17 protein-coding genes are annotated in these 18,529 nt (G+C 71.8%); 13 read left to right on the plus strand and 4 right to left on the minus strand.

Translation table 11 applies throughout. The features are described from left to right. Positions 1 to 238: 238 nt before the first annotated feature. The gene (locus ACFWBN_RS35925) at positions 239 to 1,756 is read left to right on the plus strand and encodes a hypothetical protein (protein ID WP_385184700.1); all 1,518 of its coding nucleotides are present in this window, start codon (positions 239 to 241) and stop codon (positions 1,754 to 1,756) included. A 37-nt stretch (positions 1,757 to 1,793) separates the two neighbouring features. Here ACFWBN_RS35925 and ACFWBN_RS35930 read toward each other — a convergent pair whose 3' ends face one another. Next, a complete protein-coding gene (locus tag ACFWBN_RS35930; protein ID WP_385184703.1) occupies positions 1,794 to 3,068 on the minus strand; it encodes an ABC transporter substrate-binding protein in 1,275 nt (424 codons plus the stop codon). Between the two features lie 208 nt (positions 3,069 to 3,276). Between ACFWBN_RS35930 and ACFWBN_RS35935 the strand changes: the two genes are divergently transcribed. Further along, positions 3,277 to 3,723 (plus strand): hypothetical protein, encoded by a 447-nt coding sequence (locus ACFWBN_RS35935; RefSeq protein WP_385184773.1) that lies wholly within the window; start codon positions 3,277 to 3,279, stop codon positions 3,721 to 3,723. A 204-nt stretch (positions 3,724 to 3,927) separates the two neighbouring features. Then, the gene (gene purU, locus ACFWBN_RS35940) at positions 3,928 to 4,794 is read left to right on the plus strand and encodes a formyltetrahydrofolate deformylase (protein ID WP_385184705.1); all 867 of its coding nucleotides are present in this window, start codon (positions 3,928 to 3,930) and stop codon (positions 4,792 to 4,794) included. Positions 4,795 to 5,171: 377 nt separating this feature from the next. Here the strand turns inward: purU and ACFWBN_RS35945 are convergent, their stop codons facing one another. Next, positions 5,172 to 5,690, minus strand: a complete 519-nt coding sequence (locus tag ACFWBN_RS35945; RefSeq protein WP_385184708.1) for an EF-hand domain-containing protein — start codon at positions 5,688 to 5,690, stop codon at positions 5,172 to 5,174. A gap of 300 nt (positions 5,691 to 5,990) precedes the next feature. On the opposite strand from ACFWBN_RS35945, the gene ACFWBN_RS35950 reads away from it, so the two are divergent. After that, a complete protein-coding gene (locus ACFWBN_RS35950; protein ID WP_385184712.1) occupies positions 5,991 to 6,554 on the plus strand; it encodes a sigma-70 family RNA polymerase sigma factor in 564 nt (187 codons plus the stop codon). After that, positions 6,551 to 7,780, plus strand: coding sequence for a maleylpyruvate isomerase N-terminal domain-containing protein (locus tag ACFWBN_RS35955; RefSeq protein WP_385184715.1), 1,230 nt, complete (start codon positions 6,551 to 6,553; stop codon positions 7,778 to 7,780). Before ACFWBN_RS35950 ends, ACFWBN_RS35955 begins: the two co-directional genes overlap by 4 nt. Before the next feature lie 392 nt (positions 7,781 to 8,172). Here ACFWBN_RS35955 and ACFWBN_RS35960 read toward each other — a convergent pair whose 3' ends face one another. After that, positions 8,173 to 9,732, minus strand: a complete 1,560-nt coding sequence (locus ACFWBN_RS35960; protein WP_385184718.1) for an AMP-binding protein — start codon at positions 9,730 to 9,732, stop codon at positions 8,173 to 8,175. A 147-nt stretch (positions 9,733 to 9,879) separates the two neighbouring features. Here ACFWBN_RS35960 and ACFWBN_RS35965 point away from each other — a divergent pair, with 147 nt between their 5' ends. The 8 genes from ACFWBN_RS35965 (at position 9,880) to ACFWBN_RS36000 (ending at position 17,717) form a co-directional block, all read left to right on the plus strand. Further along, complete coding sequence (locus ACFWBN_RS35965; protein ID WP_385184721.1) at positions 9,880 to 11,088, plus strand: amidohydrolase family protein; 1,209 nt, start codon at positions 9,880 to 9,882, stop codon at positions 11,086 to 11,088. Continuing rightward, positions 11,088 to 12,281: an acyl-CoA dehydrogenase gene (locus tag ACFWBN_RS35970; protein ID WP_385184724.1), complete on the plus strand. Its 1,194-nt coding sequence runs from the start codon at positions 11,088 to 11,090 to the stop codon at positions 12,279 to 12,281. The genes ACFWBN_RS35965 and ACFWBN_RS35970 overlap by 1 nt, the downstream gene beginning before the upstream one ends. A gap of 5 nt (positions 12,282 to 12,286) precedes the next feature. Then, positions 12,287 to 13,225 (plus strand): acyl-CoA dehydrogenase family protein, encoded by a 939-nt coding sequence (locus tag ACFWBN_RS35975; RefSeq protein WP_385184727.1) that lies wholly within the window; start codon positions 12,287 to 12,289, stop codon positions 13,223 to 13,225. A gap of 343 nt (positions 13,226 to 13,568) precedes the next feature. Further along, the gene (locus tag ACFWBN_RS35980; RefSeq protein WP_385184729.1) at positions 13,569 to 14,042 is read left to right on the plus strand and encodes an ATP-binding protein; all 474 of its coding nucleotides are present in this window, start codon (positions 13,569 to 13,571) and stop codon (positions 14,040 to 14,042) included. A 367-nt stretch (positions 14,043 to 14,409) separates the two neighbouring features. Further along, entirely contained in the window at positions 14,410 to 14,484 is a 75-nt protein-coding gene (locus ACFWBN_RS35985; RefSeq protein ID WP_385184776.1) for a tryptorubin family RiPP precursor, read from the plus strand. Between the two features lie 83 nt (positions 14,485 to 14,567). Further along, positions 14,568 to 15,614 carry a cytochrome P450 gene (locus ACFWBN_RS35990; protein ID WP_385184732.1) on the plus strand — a complete coding sequence of 349 codons (1,047 nt, stop codon included), beginning with the start codon at positions 14,568 to 14,570 and terminating at the stop codon, positions 15,612 to 15,614. Next, positions 15,604 to 16,872: a cytochrome P450 gene (locus ACFWBN_RS35995; RefSeq protein ID WP_385184737.1), complete on the plus strand. Its 1,269-nt coding sequence runs from the start codon at positions 15,604 to 15,606 to the stop codon at positions 16,870 to 16,872. Before ACFWBN_RS35990 ends, ACFWBN_RS35995 begins: the two co-directional genes overlap by 11 nt. A gap of 140 nt (positions 16,873 to 17,012) precedes the next feature. After that, entirely contained in the window at positions 17,013 to 17,717 is a 705-nt protein-coding gene (locus ACFWBN_RS36000; protein WP_385184740.1) for a hypothetical protein, read from the plus strand. A gap of 98 nt (positions 17,718 to 17,815) precedes the next feature. Here ACFWBN_RS36000 and ACFWBN_RS36005 read toward each other — a convergent pair whose 3' ends face one another. Then, positions 17,816 to 18,376, minus strand: coding sequence for a hypothetical protein (locus ACFWBN_RS36005; RefSeq protein WP_385184743.1), 561 nt, complete (start codon positions 18,374 to 18,376; stop codon positions 17,816 to 17,818). Positions 18,377 to 18,529: the final 153 nt, after the last annotated feature.

Below are 18,529 nucleotides of genomic sequence, written 5' to 3' on the forward strand. Positions count from 1 at the left end.
GCCCGGTCCTCGGCTGCTCAAACGCCGGCGGGGCTGGTTGGGGGCTCCGCCCGCGGACCCCCGCGCCTCAAACGCCGGCGGGGCTGGTTGGGGGCTCCGCCCCCGGACCTCCGCGCCTCAAACGCCGGCGGGGCTGAATAGAAGAAGGGGTTCCGGGTGGCCTGACGGTTGCGGTGGGTGACCAGGTAGCGTGAGCCGACGGTTCCGTAGGTTCGGGCAAGTCGGAGAAGGAGTCCCGGTGACGGAGAGCGGACAAGGGGGCGCCCCCCAGCAGGGTGCCCCGTGGGGTCCGGCGTACCCGGAGCAGCCCCCGGCGCAGTCGGAGCACCAGCAGCCGGGTCATCCGGTCCAGGCCACGCCGCAGGCGCAAGGGCAGGGCGGGCCGGCCTACGGCTACCCGCACGCCTATCCCGCGGCGCCGGGTGGGGCGGGGCACGTGGTCGGGCCCGGGTACGAGGGGCCGGGGCAGCCGCACGGCTACGGCTATCCGCCGCTGCCCGAGGCCGTCACCCAGTACATTCCGCCGGTCCCCGCCGCCCCCGCGCCGCACGAGGAAGCGGCGACGCAGTACATGGCGCCGGTGCCGGGCGCCGCTCCCGCTCGCCACGACGAGGCGGCCACGCAGTACATGCCGCCCGTGCCCGCCGCTCCCGCGGGTCACAACGAGGCGGCCACGCAGTACATCCCGCCCGTGTCCGCTGCTCCCGCGGGCCATGACGAGGCGGCTACGCAGTTCATTCCGCCCGTGCCGGCCGCGCCCGCCGCGGGGCACGACGAGGCGGCTACGCAGTTCATTCCGCCCGTGCCGGCCGCGGGGCACCACGAGGCGGCCACGCAGTACATCCCGCCCGTGCCGGGCGCCCCCGCGGCGTACCCCCCGGGCCCGGCGGCCGCCGCCGGGTTCGACGGGTTGTTCCGCGCCGACGAGCCCGTCGGGCAGACTCAGCAACTGCCGCCGATCCAGGAGCCGGTGCTGCGGCAGCCGCCGCCGCGGCCCTATCCGCCGCGCGCGCAGGGCCCCGTACCGCCGCAGCAGCTGCACCACCAGCCTCACCCCCAGCCCCAGCCGCAGTACGCCCCGCCCGCCCCGCCGCCGGAGGCGACCCGCAAGGTGTCGCCCGTGATCATCGGCGCGGTGGTCATCGGCCTGGCCGTCGTCGGGCTCGGCGTCGGCTCGCTGCTCGGCGACGGCAAGCCGCAGAACAACGACCCGGGCGCCGTGCCCTCCGCCCCCGCCCAGAGCGGCGGCTCCGGCGCGCCCGCCGGCGAGGCCCCCGTGGATCCGGGCCGCCCGCAGGCCGTCCAGCTGGACAAGCTCCTCGCGGACAGCAACGACAGCCGGGCCTCGGTGATCAAGGCCGTGGACGACATCAAGAGCTGCAAGAACCTCGATCAGGCGGCCTCCGACCTGCGCGACGCGGCCCGCCAGCGCGAGGAGCTCGTCACCCGCCTCCAGGAGCTGAAGGTGGACCAGCTCCCGGACAACGCCCGGCTGACCGCGGCGCTCACCAAGGCCTGGCAGTCCTCCGCGGCCGCCGACAACAGCTACGCGGCCTGGGCGCAGGACGTGGGCGCCGACAAGGGCGACAAGGGCGACAAGGGCTGCAAGGACGGCAAGGCCAAGAACAGCGACAACGCCGCCGCCGGCAACAAGGCGAGCGGCGAGGCGACGAAGGCCAAGGAGTCGGCCGCGGCCCTGTGGAACAACATCGCGACCAAGTACGGCCTCACCAAGCGCGACAAGTCGCAGCTGTGAGATCCCGGGGGGCCGTCAACCGCCCCCCGGGCGCCTGCTAGGCCGCGCGCGGGGCCTGTTCCAGGGTGGCCGTCATGTCCACGGACTGCTCGCCGGGCTGGGCGACGAGGCGGCCGGACTGGACGATCTGGAAGGTGACCTGGCCGTTGACCATGCGGGGGAAGCCGGCGACGGCGCGCATGTCCTGGTAGCGCCAGCTCAGGTCAGGGGTGAGGCCGCCGGTCTGGACGGCCTCCGACTGGTTGAGCGTCCGCGCGACCTTGCGGGCGGTGATGTCCTCGCCGTCCTTGAAGCGCTTCACGACCTCGTTCAGCACCGTGTACGCGATCCAGGTGGTCTGCGTCCCGCTGTCGTCGGGGTCCACGGAGTCGTCGCCGAAGGCGAAGTCGGTGATCACCTTGCGCATCGGCGCCCAGAGCGGATCGGTGGACACCGGGTACCAGCTGGTCAGGTACGCGCCCTCGAAGGGACTCTCCCGGCCGCCGGTGCGGTCCACCAGCGCCTGGCTGACACTGCCCAGGACGGAGGAGATCTGCGGCTTCTTGTTCTTGTCGTCGGCCCGGCGGAAGGCGTCGAAGAAGGTCTCGGTGCGCTCGCCGAGCACCGCCGCCACACAGCCCCGCTCCTTGCTCCCGGTGGTGTCGGCGAGGGCCGCGCGGGCCTGCGGCGCGAAGTCGGCCGAGTCCTCGGCGGCCCGTATGTCGGAGGCGTCGCCCATCCTGTTGGCCCGGAGCCCGGCGTTGAGCAGGACCGGCAGCGAGTCGCCCGCGAGGGTGTCGGGGCGGACCAGGGCGACCTTGGCGCAGGCGCGGCCCAGCTGGTGGCCGGCGCCGGCGAGGAGGACGGGCTGGCCGCCGTTGACGGGGTAGGAGAGGGTGGACTGGAACTCCTCGGAGGAGACCCCGTACCCGCCGATGAAGGGGATGCCCTCGGCCTCCAGCGGTGCCATGAAGGCGCGACCGTGCTGGCTGTAGGAGCCGACGACGGCGACGGCCTTCTCCCTGACGGCCATCCGGGCGCAGTCGGCGGCGCCGGTGGCCGTGTTCTTCTCGTTGCAGGTCAGGACGCGCAGCTTGCGGCCGTTGATGCCGCCCTTGGAGTTGACCCAGCGTTCGTACGCCTTGGCCATGCCGGGCATTCCGGGCATGTTGGTCGCCTTGCTGTCCTCGGGGGCGAAGGTCACGACGGTGATGGTGCCCCCGGAGCCCCCCGAGCCTCCGGGGAGCACCCCGCATCCGGCGACGAGACACGCACCCATGGTCGTGGCCAGGAGGGTGCGGGAGAGGTGTGCAGTGCGTCGCCGATGGGTCATGTCCATGCACCATTCCGCCCCACGGGTAACGGAGGAGTGAGCGGTTCACAACATTTGGTGACGCCGGGGTGAATTACCGGGGGGAAGCTCGTCCTCCGTTTGTTCACCAGTGCCTGAAGATCGCGGAGAGCGGGAACGTACGATCGAGAGCGTGACATTCGCCCAAGGTTCGAAGAACTCTTCCCGCCGCGGCGGCCGCTCCTCCACCATGGGCGGCATGCCCCTCAACGACATGCCGTGGTGGCGCTGGCGCAGCAACGTGCGCTCGGCGCTGCACATGCTCTCCGATCCGGCCTTCCACGAGGACACCTGGCTGGCCGGCGCCGAAGGGTACGGGGACGTCACCGACGCCGTGTACCGGCTCGTCGAGGACACCTGGCTCGACAGCTGGTCGGCCGAGAAGTACGTCGGCACGATCTTCCGCGACTCCCAGGAGGCGGCCCTGGTCGACCTGGCCGTGCTGCGGGTGCTGCGCATCCTCCACCAGATCGGCCCCGACGCCCCCGTCTCCGCCTACCTCGAACACCACGCCTGGCCCGAGGCGGTCCGCGCCGCGCGCGAGGCACACGTACGCCTGGCCACGGCGGACGGCGACGACCCGGACGTACGGCCGCGGTCGCTGGAAGTGCTGAGGATCGTCACCCGGACGGTGTGACCGCGCCCCCTTCCTGGCGGAAGAGGAGCGGAAGAGGATTCGTGGAGAAGTCACGACGCCCGGGACGCTAGGGTCGGTCACGATCCGAACACAAGCACAGGTCACAGCATCACGCAGCGGCGCTCCGCGGCTGTGCGGCCCCCGAGCCTAGGATGCGTTTCCTCTCCCGGTCAGGACCGGGAGTTTCCACGCAAGGAGATCGGGATGGCCGACTCGCAGCAGCAGCCCCAGTACGTCCTGACCGTGTCCTGCCCCGACAAGCAGGGCATCGTGCACGCCGTGTCGAGCTACCTCTTCATGACCGGCTGCAACATCGTGGACAGCCAGCAGTTCGGAGACCGGGAGACCGGGCTCTTCTTCATGCGGGTGCACTTCGAGGCCGAGCCGGCGGTGACGGTGGACAAGCTGCGCGCCAGCTTCGCCGCGATCGGCGAGTCGTTCCGGATGGACTGGCAGATCCACCGCTCCGAGGAGCGCATGCGGATCGTCCTGATGGTGTCGAAGTTCGGCCACTGCCTCAACGACCTGCTGTTCCGCTCCAGCATCGGGGCCCTGCCGGTCGAGATCGCGGCCGTGGTGTCCAACCACACCGACTTCGCGGAGCTGGTGGGCTCGTACGACGTCCCGTTCGTGCACATCCCGGTGACGAAGGACACGAAGGCGGCGGCGGAGGCGGAGCTGCTGGAGCTCGTGCGTGCCGAGAACGTCGAGCTCGTCGTCCTCGCCCGCTACATGCAGGTGCTGTCGGACAACCTGTGCAAGGAGCTCAGCGGGCGGATCATCAACATCCACCACTCGTTCCTGCCGAGCTTCAAGGGCGCGAAGCCGTACCACCAGGCGCACGCGCGGGGTGTGAAGCTGATCGGCGCGACCGCGCACTACGTGACGGCTGATCTGGACGAGGGCCCGATCATCGAGCAGGAGGTCGAGCGGGTGGGCCACGAGGTGACCCCGGACCAGCTGGTGGCGATCGGGCGGGACGTGGAGTGCCAGGCGCTGGCGCGGGCCGTGAAGTGGCACAGCGAGCACCGGGTCCTGCTGAACGGCTCCCGCACGGTGGTCTTCGCGTAGCCCTTGGGCTGCCGCCGGCCTTGCCGTGCCCCTGCGGCACCGCTGCTGGGGCTCCGCCCCAGACCCCGCGCCTCAAACGCCGGCGAGGCTGGATGTGCCTCCGGCGGCGCCTCAATCGCCGGCGGGGCTGGATGTGGCCGGCGTAGGCCTGGAAGTGCGCGCAGCGCAACCCTCAGCCGGGCAGGCTGGATTGCCCGTAGGGCAATTTCAGCCTCGCCGGCGTTTGAGGCGCCGCCGGAGGCAAATCAAGCCCCGCCGGCGTTTGAGGCGTGGGGGTCCCCCCGGACGGAGTCTGGGGGAGGGTCCGGGGCGGAGCCCCGGGAACGGTCCGCAGCGGACGGACCCCGGCCCCGGCCAGGGACACCGCGGGCCAGCCGTCAGGCGTCAGGGGCCTCTACGCCGCAATACGCCGCGAACGCCGTCAGGATGTCCTCCTCCGCGATGCGGCCGTCGCCGTCCGGATCCAGGGCCGCCGCCACCTGCGTGGCCAGGTCCGGCGCCGTGCCGAGGACGCGCAGGACGCGGGCCGCGGCCGTCGGGGTGGCGCCGGTACCATCCGCGTCCGCCACCGCGATCACGGCCCGCAGGAACGGCCGCGCGATCTCCGCGAACCGCTCCGGGTTGTCCCGCAGCCGCTTCGCCGCGCCGGTGATGAACTCCTCGCGGGACACCCGCTGGTCACCGTCGACATCGGCGATCCCCGCCATCCCCTGCCAGAACGCCTCCGCCCCCGCGAAGACGGCCTGGCCCTTGTCCGACCGGGCGGTGGTGCCGAATTCGGCCAGGACTGCCTTCGCGGCCGCGCTGAAGTCCTCCCGGTCGATATACCCGGACCCGTCCTGGTCGAAGGTGGCGAATCGGGCGGCGATCTTGCGCTCGTATTCTGCGCTGTCCATATGCGGCGTTCCGCCTTCACGTGTGCGTGGGGTTCAGATCCAGACAAGGCAGGAGCGTAAGGCCTACGTGGCCTGCGCGTTAAGCGAAGTGGTCAAGGAGGCGGCCGCATCGAACCAGCGCACGGGAAGCGCGGTGGGGCGCGTACACCTGTGCCCATGTGCCGCCCGGCACCGCAGGGTTCACGCCATGCCACACCCCTATCACGGAGGGCTCACTTCCAGGGTGAGGTTCTCCCAAAACGGGCGCGACCGGCCGGGTGGCGACTACATTCGATGCGTCGACACACGGCTGGGGGCACTATGCCGAAGGACGTACCACCGCGCTGGGACCGCCGCATGCAGCAACGCCTGGCACGCGGCGAGGCCGCCGCGCTCGGAGAGCTGTACGACCGCTTCGCCTCGCTCGTGCACAGCCTGGCGCACCGGGTGCTGGGCGACGAGAAGGCCGCGGACCGGATCACGCGCGAGGTCTTCGGCTACATCTGGGAGAACCCGGACGCCTACGACCCCAAGCAGGGCTCCATGCGCTCCTGGGTCGCCCGGATCACCCAGGGCCAGGCGGTGGCCCGGCTGCGCCAGGCCGAACTGGGCCGCGGCTCGCGCGAGGAGCTGGAGCAGAAGGTGCGCAGCGCCAACGCCGCCGCCCGCGCGGACTACATCGTCACCTCCATGCCCGCACCGCTGCGTGCCGCGCTGGAACTCGCGTACTTCAAGCGGCGCGACTACCGGCAGGCCGCCGCGGACCTCCAGATCAGCGAGGACGAGGCGCGGCGCCGGCTGCGGCTCGGCCTCCAGCTGCTGTCGACCGCCAACGCCCTCCCCCAGGAGGACGCCGCCCAGTCCGGATACGGAAGTACCCGATGAACGGCCCCGCCGAGTCCCAGGACGACGGATACGAGCTGCCCGGCGGGCCGATGCGGATACCGGGTCCGCGCGGGGCCGCCGACGACCTCGATCCGCGGCACGCGCCCTCACCCCTGCCGCTGCCCCCGCCCTCACACGCCGTACTGAAGTCCCTGCTCGGTGCGTGGGCGTTGGCCGCCTGCTCCGCCGAGGAGACGCAGGCGGTGGAGGACCACCTCACCGAGTGCGCGCCCTGTGCGGAGGAGGCGCTGCGGCTGCGCGACGCGGTGGGGCTGCTGCACCCGGAAGAGACCCTCGACCTCAAGCCGCTGCTGCGCTCGCGGGTCCTGGAGGACTGCCTGGGCAAGCGGCCGGCCCGCATCCCGGTGCCGGTGTGGGCGAACCCGTACGACACCGAGACCGCGCGGCTCGACGCCCTGCTCCAGGACTTCGGGGACTCGGAATGGCACACCCCGGTCCGGCTGAAGTGGTTCGAGGACGAGCGGCGGAAGAGTCACCGGACGACGGTGGCAGGGGTGATCGGGCACCTGCTGACGGTGGACGGGCTGATCGCCGGCGCGCTCGGACTGGACGACCCGCTGGGACCGGACGCGCCGACGGGCGGCCCGGCCGCGCGGACGGAGCACTTCTGGAACGCGTCGGCCTACCCGGCGACGCGGCGGGTCCGCGAGCCGTGGCGGGAGCAGGGGCACACGCTGGTGCGTACGGTCTCCTTCGCGGGCCGGGGCGTGGCGGAGCTGTCCGTGGACTACGGGGGCTTCGCGTTGCCGCTCGGGGACGCGTTCCTGGAGCGGGCCTTCGAGTGCTGGGTGCACGCGTGGGACATCGCGGAGGCGGTGGACTACCCGTACGAGCCGCCGTCCGGGCCGCACCTGCACGGGATGATCGACCTGGCGGCGCGCCTCCTGCCGGGCGCACTGGCCGCGCGGCGCCGGTCGGGCCTGGCCGCGCCGGCGCGGGGCCTGGTCGCGGCGGGCGCGCCGGGGCGGACGCTGCACCTGGAGATCGAGGGCGCGGGCGGCGGTGGCTGGGACATCGCACTGGACTCCCCGGCGGCGAAGCCGTCCCAGGAGCACACGGTGGCGGAGATCGCCCTGGACGGCATCGAGTTCTGCCAGCTGGCAGCCGGCCACATCGCCCCGGAGGACGCAGCCGCAGGCCAACACGGCGACCGCGAGGCCATCCGCGACGTCCTGTTCGCGGCGGCTTCGCTGAGCCGGATGTAGGCGGGGTGGAGCGGAGGGGGCGGGGGCTTCGGGACGCTTCGCCTGGGCGGCGCCTTCACCCCCCCACTCACCACCACCCCGCGGCGGTGGTTGCCCACCCGCCCCCTCGGGGTCGGGACCTGGGCTCGGTGATCTGTCGGGCGGGGTCGGGGCCGGCGGCATTTCGCGCAGGTTGGTCGGCGTGCTGGGCGGTGGCTTCGGGGGTCGGGACCCAAACCCTCCCTGATGCCCCCCGCTTGGCTCCCGACCCCCGAAGCCACCGACCCACATCCCGCTTCCGGCTGGCGGTCTTCCGGCTCCGAAGCCCCCGCCCTCGCGTCCCGCTCCCGCCCCGCAGGCTCCCGCCTCCCTTCCTCGCCCGCCCCCGCGCCCGTCCCCTCGCCCACCGCCCCCTACGCGTACCGCTCCCGCAGCTTGTACTTCAGGACCTTTCGCAGGGCGTCGTTGCGGGGCAGGGCGTCCACCGTCTCCAGTTGTTCCGGGAGTTTGTGCGTGGCCAGGCCCTCCGCCCGTAGGTGGGCCGTCAGTTGGGGCAGGGTCAGGGGGGCGGCGCCCGGGGGTTGTTCCACTACCGCGCAGACGCGTTCGCCGCGCTCCGGGTCCGGTAGGCCGATGACCGCCACGTCCGTGATGCCCGGCAGTTGGTGGAGGAGGTCCTCGATCTCCTTCGCCGAGATGTTCTCGCCCTTGCGGATGATGACGTCCTTGCTGCGGCCGGTGAGGACCAGGTAGCCGTCCTTGGTGAGGTGGCCGAGGTCGCCCGTGATGAGGTAGCCGGAGGCGTCGAAGACCTCCGCCGATTGGGTGGGGTTCAGGTAGCCCTGGCAGACGGCCTCGCCCTTGAGGCGGACCTCGCCGTCCGTGTCGGGCGGGAGCGGGGTGCCGTCGGGGGTGGTGATGCGGATGGACATGCCCGACGGGGGGCGGCCCTCGGTGGTGGCGAGGTGGTCCGGGGTGTCGTCCGGGGCGCCCATGGTGATCATCGGGACCTCGGTCATGCCGTAGCCGTGGGTCAGTTGGCAGCCCAGTTCGCGGACTACGGAGTGGTAGATCTCCGGCGGTTTGGGGGCGCCGCCGCCTGCCAGGAGGCGGAGGGTGGGGATGAGCTTCGCGGAGGGGTCCTTGCGCTGCTCCGTGAGGAACATGGAGTAGAAGGCCGTGGAGCCGCCGGCCACCGTGACCCCGTGGCGGCGGTAGCCGTCCAGGGCGTCCGGCATCGCGAACTTCTCGAAGAGCACCGCCGGGAAGCCGTAGAGGAGAAGCATCACCGTGTAGTCCGGTCCGGCTATGTGCGCGAAGGGGAAGGCCATCGAGCCGATGTCGGCCGGGGTCAGGTGCAGGGCGTGCGCGAGGCAGGAGCCGCCCGCGATCAGGGAGCGGTCGGTGTGCAGGACGCCCTTGGGGTCGGAGGTGGTGCCGGAGGTCCAGTAGATCCACCGGACGTCCGTGCCGGAGGCGGGGGGTGGGGCAAGTACGGCCGGGTCGCCGTCCGGGAGGGAGGAGTAGGCGTCGAAGACCCCGCGGGCGCCGAGCCGCCGCGCCATCGCCGGGTAGTCGAAGCCGCGCCACACCCCGGGGACGGCGAAGTACTCGGCCTTGGACTCCTGGAGGGCGAAGCCGACCTCCCGGTCCCGGTAGAAGGGGATGACGGGGGACTGGACGGCGCCGATCCGGGCGAGGGCGACCGAGAGCAGCACGGTCTCGATGCGGGTGGGGAGCTGCCAGGCGACGACCGTGCCGGGGCGTACGCCGAGGTCGTGAAGGCCGGCCGCGACGCGCTCGGAGCGGTCGCGGAGCTCGCCGAAGGTGAGCCGGCGGTCCGCCGCGGGGTCCTCGGCGGCCTCGATGAGGGCGGTGGTGTCCGGGGTCAGCGCGGCCCGGCGGGTGATCAGTTCCCACAGGGTCGCGGACCGGCCCAGTTCCGTCGCGGTGCCGGTCGTCGTGTCCGTCATCCCAGACCTCCCCATAGCTGACGGATAGTCAGATCAAGCCGAGAGCGTAGAGCTCCGGCGCTTGTCGGTCCAGGGGTGGCGGGGCTAGCTTGTTTCTGACGATCCATCAGATCGGGCGTCAGATCGGCATCGGATTGGGGAGACCGCATGGGACTGGAACTGCCTCGGATCATCAGCGTCGACGACCACGTGATCGAGCCCGCCCACCTCTTCGACGTGTGGCTGCCGGCCAAGTACCGGGACCGCGGCCCCAAGGCGCTCACCGCGGGCATCGGCGAGCTGGAGTACACGGGCGGCAAGTACGTGATCTCCATGGACCCCGACGGCCCGCCGACCGACTGGTGGATCTACGAGGACCTGAAGTTCCCGTACAAGCGCAACATCGCCGCCGTCGGCTTCGACCGCGACGACATGACCCTGGAGGGGATCACGAGGGCGGAGATGCGGCGGGGGTGCTGGGACCCGAAGGCGCGGCTCGCCGACATGGACCTCAACCACGTCGAGGCGTCGCTGTGCTTCCCGACGTTTCCGCGCTTCTGCGGGCAGACCTTCGCCGAGGCCCACGACAAGGAGGTGGCCCTCGCCTGCGTACGGGCCTACAACGACTGGATGGTCGAGGAGTGGTGCGGCGACAGCGGCGGCCGGCTGATCCCGCTGTGCATCATCCCGCTGTGGGACATCGACCTCGCGGTCGCGGAGATCCGGCGCAACGCCGCGCGCGGGGTGCGGGCCGTGACCTTCTCCGAGATCCCCACCTATCTCGGGCTGCCGTCCATCCATTCCGGCTACTGGGACCCCTTCTTCGCCGTCTGCCAGGAGACCGGCACGGTGGTCAACATGCACATCGGGTCCAGCTCCCAGATGCCCGCCGCCTCCCCCGACGCGCCGCCCGCCGTGCAGGCCTCGCTCAGCTTCAACAACGCGATGGCCTCGATGATGGACTTCCTGTTCAGCGGGGTGCTGGTGAAGTTCCCGACGCTCAAGCTCGCCTACAGCGAGGGGCAGATGGGCTGGATCCCGTACGCCCTGGAGCGCGCGGATGACGTGTGGCAGGAGCACCGGGCCTGGGGCGGGGTCCGCGACCTGATCCCCGAGCCGCCGTCCACGTACTACTACCGGCAGATGTTCTGCTGCTTCTTCCGCGACAAGCACGGGATCGCCTCGCTGGACGTGGTCGGGCGCGACAACGCGACCTTCGAGACCGACTACCCGCACGTGGACTCGACCTTCCCGCACACCAAGGAGGTCGCCCTCGACCACGTGAAGGGACTGGACGACGAGACGGTCTACAAGCTGATGCGCGGCAACGCCATCCGGATGCTCGGCCTCGACCTGGACAAGGACCGGGCCAAGTAGTGGACCTGACCTACACGGAGGAGGAGCGGGAGTTCCGGGCGCGGCTGCGCGAATGGCTCGGCAAGGTGCTGCCCGAGCTGCCCGCCAAGCCGTCCCCCGACGACTGGCCCGGGCGGCGGGCGTACGACCTCGGCTGGCAGCGCAGGCTGTACGAAGCCGGGTACGCGGGGCTGCACTGGCCGGTGGACGCGGGCGGCCGCGGGGCCACCCCGACCCAGCACCTGATCTTCCTGGAGGAGACGGAGCGCGCGGGGGCCCCGTACGTCGGAGCCAACTTCGTCGGCCTGCTGCACGCCGGCCCGACCATCGCCGCCGAGGGCACGGCCGAGCAGCGGGCGCGCTGGCTGCCGCCCGTACTGCGCGGCGACGAGGTGTGGTGCCAGGGGTTCAGCGAGCCGGACGCGGGCTCCGACCTGGCCTCCCTGCGCACGCGCGCGGTCCGCGACGGCGACGAGTACGTGATCACCGGGTCGAAGATCTGGACCTCGCACGCGGAGGTCGCCGACTGGTGCGAGCTGCTCGTGCGGACCGATCCGGGGGCGGCGAAACACCGGGGGATCTCCTGGCTGGCCATGCCGATGGACGCGCCCGGGGTGACCGTACGGCCGCTGCGCACGCTCGCCGGGTCGACGGAGTTCGCGGAGATGTTCCTCGACGAGGTGCGGGTCCCGGTCGCGAACCGGGTCGGCGCCGAGAACGACGGCTGGCGGGTCACCATGGTCACCCTGTCCTTCGAGCGGGGCACCGCCTTCGTCGGCGAGGTCGTCGCCTGCCGCCGGACCCTGGGCGAGCTGGCCCGTACGGCGAAGGCGAACGGGCGGTGGGACGACCCGGTGCTGCGGCGCAGGCTGGGGCGGCTGTACGGGGAGTTCGGCGCGCTGTGGCGGCTCACGCAGTGGAACGTCAGCGAGTCGATGGGGGTCCCCCCTGTTCGAGCGGAGTCGAGAACTCGGGGGAGGAGCGGCGGGGTCCCGGGAATCGGCGGGTCCGTCTTCAAGCTGGCCTACTCGCACGCGCGCCAGGAGCTGTACGACACGGCCGCGGAGGTGCTGGGGGCCGCGTCGCTGTCCCTGGAGGAGGAGTGGGTCCTGGACCGGCTCTCCTCGCTCTCGTACACGATCGCGGCGGGCACCTCGCAGATCCAGCGGAACATCGTCGCCGAGCGGATCCTCGGCCTCCCGAAGGGCCGGTGAGGGCCGTGGACTTCCAGCCGACCGAGGACCAGAAGGATCTGCGGGCGGGCGTACGGGACCTCCTGGCGGGGCGGTACGGGCGCGAGGCGCTGCGCGCGTCGGTGGACACGGGCGCGTCGGTGGACCGCGCGCTGTGGCGGGAGCTGGGCGAGGCGGGGTTCTTCTCGCTGCGCCTCCCGGAAGCGGAAGGCGGGGTCGGCCTCGGCCTGCCGGAGGCGGTCCTCGTCTTCGAGGAGGCGGGGCGGGTCCTGCTGCCGGGGCCGCTGGTGGCCACGCACCTGGCCGCCGGGGTGGTCCCGGGGGCGGCGGCGGGAACGACGGTGGTGACCGCCTTCGACCTGGGCGGGGGCGGCCTGGTCGCGCACCTGGCGGACGCGGACGCGGTGCTCGGCCTGCCGCAGGTCCCGGCCGGCGAGCCGGTGCGCTCGGCAGACCCGCTGACGCCGCTGCACCGGGCGGCGGGGGCGCCGGGCCCGTTCCCGGAGGAGTACCGCGCCGTGGGGGCGCTGCTGACGGCCGCGCTCCAGCTCGGCAGCGCGCTGCGGACGGTGGAGCTGGCGGTGCGGTACGGGAAGGAGCGCGAGCAGTTCGGGCAGCCGATCGGGGCGTTCCAGGCGGTCAAGCACCTGTGCGCGGGGATGCTGGTGCGGGCGGAGGTGGCCCGTACGGCGGTCTACGCGGCGGCGGTGACGGCCGAGGCCGGGGAGATCGCCACGGCGAAGCTGCTGGCGGACGAGGCGGCGGTACGCAACGCCCGGGACTGCCTCCAGGTGCACGGCGGGATGGGTTTCACCTGGGAGGCGGACGTGCACCTGCACCTGAAGCGGGCGTGGGTGCGGGCCGAGCAGTGGCGGACCGCGGCGGAGGCGGAGGAACTGCTGGCGGCGGAGCTGCTCGCCTCGTCCTTGTCTTCCTCGCCTTCGCCTTCGCCTTCGCCTTCGTAGCGCGGTGTGACGGCAGGGGTGGGAGGAGCCGGGCGGGAGGCACGGGAGGAACGGCGCGGGACGCATGTCCGATTACAGAGAGTTGATATCGGTTTGTGTCCTTCGCCCCACTCCTTACGGACCGGAGTCGGGGGCCTGCTCCGGTACGCTCCCACGAATGCGAGCGGTTGAGCGGCGCGGGCGCCGCACAGTATGCACCACGCCTACTCCTTCGCGCGGGAATATGCCCGAAGCGCTTGTTGTGGTGACTGTATGTCAACCATGCTGCTCCGCAAGGGGATCACACTGGGTGATCCCATCCTGTCGCGAGGCGAAGTGTCCGCCGGTTCGGATGGTGTGAGCGGTGCAGGTGCTTCAGGTACAGCTGGAGGTAGGACCGGACCCCGCCGAGGTCGGCCGGGCGCGCCGGTGGGCGCGGTCCCGGTTGGCCGGGTCGGGCATAGGGGATGACGAGCCGCTCGCCGAGACGCTGATCCTGCTGATCTCCGAGCTGGTCACGAACGCGGTCGTGCACACGGGCTGTCCGGCCGTGCTGCGGATGCTGTTCGGGGGGCCGGGGGTGCGGGTCGAGGTCGCCGACGCGAGCGACCGGGCACCGGCCCGCCGGCAGGCCGCCGGGGACGACACGGGCGGCCGCGGCCTGGAGCTGGTGGACGGCCTGGCGGACCGCTGGGGCTGGCAGCGCGAGGGTGCGGGCAAACGCATCTGGTGCGAGATCGACCGGGCGGAGAAGGCCGCGTCGGACCGCGCGGCGGACGGCCCGGACCGGGCGCCGGAAGAATGTGCCCCGATGTGGGAACCGCGCGTGTACCTCTAACGAGGTGTTGACGGTTCGTCACATGTTGATCACCCTGGTGGGGAGCGATTCGACGCGAGGGGACGCCAAGGCAGGCCTTGACGAGTGCGGGTCGCGGGGTGGCGGCTGCCGTGCCGCGCTCGGGGCGTGCATGCGCGTACGCCGCCACCCGCAGGTCCCTCTTGCCGTAAGGCGTCTCGAGGGCAATGCCGAGATAAAAACATGCAAGCCCCATTGAACGGGCGTGAGTTGCATGTCTATGGTGGCGACGCGTGCCAAAAGGAACTGTCCGCGCCCTTCCCCTACCGGGTGAGTGTGTGCGGGATTTGGCCTGCGACCCATAATTCGGCCACCAGCCACACATGGGAGAGGGGGTGCAGCGATGAAGATGCTTTTCGCCATCCGCAACGCTGTTTCCGGTCAGAAGAGCCTCAAGGCAAGCGCCTGGTATTTCTGGTACTAGACCGGCACGGCCGCCGCCCCGGCCGCAGGCCGGCCGGGGCGGCACCCGAACGACGGCACCGACCGGCCCCATCGGAGTCCCGCATGCCCCTCTCCTCCCCGCCGGCGGCCCGCGCCACGGAGTTCGCGCCCCGGCTGGCCGCCCTGCTCAGAGACCACACGGGCAAGGACGCCTTCCGGCTCGAACCCGACACCATGGGTGTCGCCGGGCCGGAGCTCGCGGACCGGATCCTCGCCGCCCGGCGCGCCACCGAGACCGAACGGCCCACCTTCAAGCCGCTGCACGGCCGCTCGATCGAGCGGAACGAAGCGTCGTCGGTGATGCGGATCATCGGCCGCGACGTGCGCGAAGCCCTGGAAAAGCCGCTGCCGAAGGAAGCGGACCTTTCCGGTCCGTGGCCGATAACCGGCCATCTCTTTCTCAGGGATCTCATTCTCGGCGACGACCCCTACCGGCTGCGCATTCTCATGAGCCGCAATCTCGAACTCACACCGAAACTCACCTGGTCGGTCATAGCGGCAGGCGCCGCGATTCCCTGGCGGAAAAAGCCGGGCGCCAGGACAACCGGAATATCCGGGCTGATGGCGGAAGCCGCCGGATACCACGACCGCCGCTATGCGATGGGCATGTACCGGAGGGCGGCCGCCCCGCTCTGCTTCACCGTCTCCACCCTCGTCGCGAACGCGCTGTGGCTGGGCTCGCCCTTCGACGACGGCGTGTCGAACCGCAACCTCATCCACGAGGCCGCGCGGCTGCTGCCGCCGTCGTGGAACATCCTGCGCTACGCCTCCCCCGAGTACACCGCCCTCGACGAGCGCATCGGCGACGGCGACGACATCCTCGTCCTGCCCCTGCTGTCCCACCGGGATCCCGCGCTGTGGGAGGACCCGGAGGAGTTCCGGCCCGAGCGGTGGGACCACCTCGACCCTGACACGGCACCCGGATACCTGCCCTTCGGGCACTCCTCCGAGCGCTGCTGGGGCCGGCACATGGTCATGCCGCTGGCGGAGCTGCTCCTGGACCTGATCCGGGGCGCCGGGTTGGTGGTCGACCCCGGGCAGCGCAAGGCCAAGGTCCCGCTGGTCGGGCTGCTCGGGGTGGAAGACGTACGGCTCGTCCATGGGCGGTGACGGCACCGAGGAGGTGGACACCTCCTTCTTCGACCACCCGCACCCCGTCCTGCGGCGCTGGCGGGAGCAGGGCGACGGCGTGCACCGGGTCCGGCTCCTGGGGCAGGCGCCGCTGGAGGGCTGGGTGATCACCGGGCACGCCGCGTGCAAGGCGGCGCTCGCCGACCCGCGGCTGAGCAAGAACGCGGCGACCGAGGCCTTCGACCGCAGGGGTGGCGCCGACGAGGGGCCCGGGCCCGGGCGGGCGCTGACGGCGCACATGCTCAACTCCGACCCGCCCGACCACACCCGGCTGCGCAGGCTGGTCCGGCAGGCCTTCACCGTACGGCGGGTGGCCGCCCTGCGGCCCGTGATCGCCTCGCACGTCGAGCGGCTGCTGGACGGCATGGATGGCCTGGCCGGTCTGGACGGCCCGGACGGATCAAACGGCCCGGACGGATCGGACGGCTGCGAGGTGGACCTCGTAGCCGAGTTCGCCGTGCCGCTGCCGCTCGCGGTGGTCTTCGACCTGCTCGGCGCCTCCGACGGGGCCGGGGAGATCCTCGCGGCCTGGGCCGCCACGCTGACCGGCGACGAGGGCGACGGGGAGGTGTCCGTCGGCACGGCCGAGGCCCTGGTGGGACACATCCGCGCCCTGCTCCGGCACAAGCGCACCCGCCCCGGCGACGACCTGCTGTCCGAGCTGATCGCGGCCCGCGACGCGGGCGACCGGCTCACCGAGCAGGAGATCACCTCGATGGCCTTCCTGCTGGTGGCGGCCGGCCACCAGACCACCGCCAACCTCATCGCGAACGGCGTGTACGCGCTGCTCACCCACCCCGACCAGCTCGCCGCACTGCGCGCGGACCCCTCGCTGACGGGCGCCCTGACCGAGGAAGTCCTGCGCCACGAGAGCCCGTTCTCCATCGCCACCATGCGCTACGCCACGGAGCCGGTGACCATCGGCGGCACCACCATCCCGGCGGGTGACTTCGTACAGATCGCGATGCTGGCCGCCAACCGGGATCCGGCCCTCTTCCCCGACCCGGACCGCTTCGACCTGACCCGCCCCGCAGCCGGCCATCTGGCCTTCGGCCACGGCATCCACCACTGCCTGGGCGCACCCCTGGCCCGCCTCCAGGCCGAGATCGCCTTCACGGCGCTGCTCCGCCGCTACCCGGCCCTGCGGCTGACACCCGCGGCCCGTACGGCCGAACCGCGGTGGCGGCAGAACCCGCGGCACCGGGGGCTGCGCGCGCTGCCGGTCCTGCTGCGCTGACGGCCCCGGGTTCGTGGGTGGTTCGGGGCCTCAGCCCTGGGGCCGACGGGTGCTTCCCGCCGTGGAACTATGAGGTGTTCATGACGCGTCACCGTTCACGCGTCCCACCCCGTCCACCACCCTCACCACAGGAGGAGCGCATGGCAAACCCGTACGAGGTGACGCCTCCGCCGGCCCCGAGGCGTCCTGGGAGCAAACTCCCCGGCTTCCTGGTCCTCGTTCTGGTTATCGCAGCCGTCTACGGAGTCTCGCAGTACCTCGGCAAGGACGGCGGCAAGAGCAACGGCAAGGGCTCGTCGGCTTCCGCCACGGCCTCGCCCTCCGCCGGCAAGTCCAAGGACCCCGGAAACCCCGAGTCCTCCTCCGACACGTCCAGTTCGTGGAAGGTCGGCGACTGCGGCGGGCCCGACCCGGACAACAAGCCGGACGGCTACCGGCCGCAGAAGTGCACGGCCACCGGGGCCACCTTCAAGGCCATCGACATCAAGGACGCCAGCATCCTTCCGGGCTCGATCCAGTGCCCGCCCGGCACCGACCTGATGATCGAGGTGAGCATCTCCTACGGTTCCAGCAAGAAGGGCGGCATCCCCACCAACACCGTCTGCGGCCGGAACCTGACCGGCGAGCACCCCGGTGACGCGGGCGCGGGCGGCGGCCAGCTGGTGCAGGGCGACTGCGTGACCTCGCAGGCCCAGGAAGTGCCCTGCGCCAAGGGCGGTTCGGGCACGTACAAGGTGCTCGGCCTGGTCAAGACCAAGGACCAGTGCCCCTCCGGGACCACCGAGCCGATGGAGCTGACGATGGCCATCGGCCGGCCGTACGACGTGATCTGCACCGACGGGTGACGTGAGCGGAGGCGGTGGTCCCGAACGTGCAGCACGTGCCGCACGTCCGGGACCACCGTCGTTTCACCGCCGCTTCAGAAGGTCACGGAGCCGGAGGGTCAGCAGGGGCGGATGTGGTACACGGGTGTCCACGAGGCCGTACCGGTGGCCTTGGCGACGTTCGACCAGCGCTCGCTGCCGTTCTCGTTGTAGAAGCGCGCCCTCGTGCCCCAGGTCTGGTTGTTGTTGAAGGTGCCGTCGCCGATGCCCCAGAAGTCGTAGTAGCCGCAGTAGTAGTAGTCGTAATAGCTGCCCCGGCCGTCGGTGATGCAGAGGTGGCCGTTGTCGCAGGCCAGCGCCGCGTCGGGGGCTGCCAGGTCGCGGGCCTGGCGCTGGCCCGGGGCCGCGAGCGTCAGGGAGCCGCCGGAGATCATCAGCTTGTTCGCGGAGACCTGGCGGGCCTTCGAGTCCTTCGCGAGGACCTCGTCGACCTTCCGCTGGAGCTCGGTCGCCTGCGGGCCGGTCAGGCCGGCGCCGATCGCCTGCTGCTTGTAGGTGGAGGCGGAGGCGGAGGCGGACTGCGGTGACTGGGGTGCTGCCGAGGCCTGGGTGGTCAGGACCGAGCCCGCGATCAGGGCCGCGGTCGCGGTCATCATCGTCAGGATCTTGCGCGGTGACATGGTGGATCCCCTCGTCGTGGCGACCTGGAGCCGCACGCTTGTGGCGGTGGCCTTGGAGACGCGCACTCATCGTGTCGGCGTCGCGCCACGTGCTGAAGGGAGGAACCGGTCGCCCCGGGACCGCCCTTCGGGCACCTCGACTGCACCGCCGCC

Origin of the sequence: Streptomyces sp. NPDC059989 (assembly GCF_042736975.1) — a bacterium.
Lineage (GTDB): Bacteria > Actinomycetota > Actinomycetes > Streptomycetales > Streptomycetaceae > Streptomyces.

What these genes read in the sequence shown, in the direction of transcription:
- ACFWBN_RS36005 (WP_385184743.1), bottom strand. Translation starts at nt 18,376, where the DNA reads ATGTCACCGCGCAAGATCCTGACGATGATGACCGCGACCGCGGCCCTG.
- ACFWBN_RS35935 (WP_385184773.1), top strand. Translation starts at nt 3,277, where the DNA reads ATGGGCGGCATGCCCCTCAACGACATGCCGTGGTGGCGCTGGCGCAGC.
- ACFWBN_RS35945 (WP_385184708.1), bottom strand. Translation starts at nt 5,690, where the DNA reads ATGGACAGCGCAGAATACGAGCGCAAGATCGCCGCCCGATTCGCCACC.
- purU (WP_385184705.1), top strand. Translation starts at nt 3,928, where the DNA reads ATGGCCGACTCGCAGCAGCAGCCCCAGTACGTCCTGACCGTGTCCTGC.
- ACFWBN_RS35990 (WP_385184732.1), top strand. Translation starts at nt 14,568, where the DNA reads ATGCCCCTCTCCTCCCCGCCGGCGGCCCGCGCCACGGAGTTCGCGCCC.
- ACFWBN_RS35930 (WP_385184703.1), bottom strand. Translation starts at nt 3,068, where the DNA reads ATGACCCATCGGCGACGCACTGCACACCTCTCCCGCACCCTCCTGGCC.
- ACFWBN_RS35960 (WP_385184718.1), bottom strand. Translation starts at nt 9,732, where the DNA reads ATGACGGACACGACGACCGGCACCGCGACGGAACTGGGCCGGTCCGCG.
- ACFWBN_RS35995 (WP_385184737.1), top strand. Translation starts at nt 15,604, where the DNA reads ATGGGCGGTGACGGCACCGAGGAGGTGGACACCTCCTTCTTCGACCAC.
- ACFWBN_RS35955 (WP_385184715.1), top strand. Translation starts at nt 6,551, where the DNA reads ATGAACGGCCCCGCCGAGTCCCAGGACGACGGATACGAGCTGCCCGGC.
- ACFWBN_RS35965 (WP_385184721.1), top strand. Translation starts at nt 9,880, where the DNA reads ATGGGACTGGAACTGCCTCGGATCATCAGCGTCGACGACCACGTGATC.
- ACFWBN_RS35950 (WP_385184712.1), top strand. Translation starts at nt 5,991, where the DNA reads ATGCCGAAGGACGTACCACCGCGCTGGGACCGCCGCATGCAGCAACGC.
- ACFWBN_RS36000 (WP_385184740.1), top strand. Translation starts at nt 17,013, where the DNA reads ATGGCAAACCCGTACGAGGTGACGCCTCCGCCGGCCCCGAGGCGTCCT.